The organism is Phycisphaerae bacterium, from assembly GCA_024102815.1.
Taxonomy (GTDB): Bacteria; Planctomycetota; Phycisphaerae; order UBA1845; family UBA1845; genus JAGFJJ01.
In genome coordinates this window covers 1-1,994 of the sequence record JAGFJJ010000051.1, presented here as the reverse complement: position 1 = coordinate 1,994, position 1,994 = coordinate 1, and the positions used below count along the sequence as shown (strand labels likewise).

Below are 1,994 nucleotides of genomic sequence, written 5' to 3'. Positions count from 1 at the left end.
CGCAGTCGGAAAGGCCCCTGGCACATGGCCAAGTCCATCGCCACGGGTGTCGGTCTGACCAACGCCTGGCTACAAGAACAAGGACTACTCAGCCTGAAGACCCTCTGGGCGCAACTTGCTCCCCTTCGTCGAACCGCCTAGTGCGGACCCGCATGCCAGGTGGTGTGGGGGCCGGGCGGGGAAACCCGCCCGGCTACCCGATTAGGCCTTTTGTTGCCGGCAATCAAGTCATAGGTAGTACGAGCCGGCGCAACTGAATGCCGCATTGTATGCGAAGAGCCCGGGCCCCTCGCTGAAACCGTTACAAATGCGAATACATCTACCGCGTTCGTGGATCGCGAGGTTGGTGAAGTCTAGCAGCGCGAGCTTTCCTTCGTCATCTAGGCAATGCTGAGTCGCCCAGTGCTTGGTGATAGTGCCCGTTGGATCTCCACTAAGGATCGCCTCCTGAATGTGTTGCGGCAGTCCATCCATGCCGCGTGGCTTGAATTGCTCACGGTTGGACAGAGATTCTTTCACTGGTGCCGGGAGATCGTTCATCGCACATTCCCACTCCTCCAGTGCGCGTTTGGCTGCTGGGCTGTTTTCTGCACGCTCTCTGTCGCGTGCCAAGACCCCATCAAGATCATCGATTGTTATGCGCTTCAAGGTGAGGTCGAGACCAATATCGCGAGGCGCCAACCAGACCTTTATTGACGTCGCACTTGCCTTACACTTTAAGTCGTGGAGCGCGGCGGGGTCTGACTGGAAAATATTATCAGTCATGTGGGCGACAACGGCGCCATCAGGTGATTTCAACAGGAATGAGAGTAACAGCAGACCACTCTCGCCAGTCGTAACCCGGATGATTGGATTGCCAGAAACAGAGAGCACTGCGGACGAGCCGCCAGAATAACATCCGCCGAGCCGAATGAGCATCGCTCGCTTGGCCCACGGAAAACGAGCTTTGACAGACTCCGCCGAGAAGCTGCCACTCTTAAGTGTTCTCAACTCGTCCTTCGAAAATCCGCCTGCGTCCGCATGGTCGTGATGCGAGCGGCAGAGGGCAATCATCCCATTGGGGTCGTGGTGCTGACGTTCGCTCCACGGAGGATCAAAATGATGCCAAGTTAGGAAGGGCAGCCGACAGCCCTGAACAGGACATCCATAGGAGACTTCCTGTCGCAGTACTCGTTGGACTTCAGTTGGTGGTGTCCTGTGCATTTGTCACAGCAAAGCCTAACGACCGCGTTCACGCGGCGGGTGCGTGCGAGGTTAACTTTAAGACCCGCGCTGCCGCCCGCTCGAGTGCAACGCATGGGAGCGCCCGGAATGGGCGTGATTGTTGTGGGGTGCAAGTTTCCTGTACGAGACTGGAAACTGTTGGACACCAGTATACCAAATGAACTCCTCCGAGAGGCAAGCAGAAGACCAGGGCAACTGCGGCCGGGTGACTGGCGGTGGGGAGGAAGCCCGCGGATGTATGGCTGAGCGCCAGGTCTGTCCATCCCCCACCCGGATGCATTCACGTCCACAGAAAAGTCGTCCTCAGACAAGGTTCTTGGTTATTGCGTTAATCCGGGTACCGGCACACCGTGGCTCAGGTCAGCCGTGAAACGCCCCACAGGCCGCCTCGGGGTTGGTTCGTTGGCGACCTGACCAGCCGTTGCCAAAGCACTCGTCGTCGCGACGATGTTGGGAAATGGTCGGGGACCGACGACGCTGAGCGGGATGCTCGCCCATCGCCTCGGACCGGGCACGGAACTTGGCGTTACAACCGAGGGAAACTTGGACGGCTTGCGCCTCTGCGAGCGCTCCCCCTTAATATCCCTCTGGCCCCCTCCCCGGCTTCGAGATCGTGCAGCTTTTAAGGCGTTGGAACCTCGGAGTTTAGAACGTCCAAAGCGCGCGACTCCAAGACAGATGGGTGGCCCTTCGGTTCGACTCCCGCGCTGTCTTTACGCCGCAGGCGTTGAACAACCGTAGCCCAGGGTCGCCCGCTTCGGGCGCACCCT

Annotated in this window: 1 protein-coding gene; it reads right to left on the bottom strand. The window is 58.9% G+C overall.

The window, feature by feature from the left end:
• Positions 1-228: 228 nt before the first annotated feature.
• A complete protein-coding gene (locus J5J06_13320; protein MCO6438067.1) occupies positions 229-1,053 on the bottom strand; it encodes a hypothetical protein in 825 nt (274 codons plus the stop codon).
• Positions 1,054-1,994: the final 941 nt, after the last annotated feature.

What these genes read in the sequence shown, in the direction of transcription:
- J5J06_13320 (MCO6438067.1), bottom strand. Translation starts at nt 1,053, where the DNA reads ATGATTGCCCTCTGCCGCTCGCATCACGACCATGCGGACGCAGGCGGA.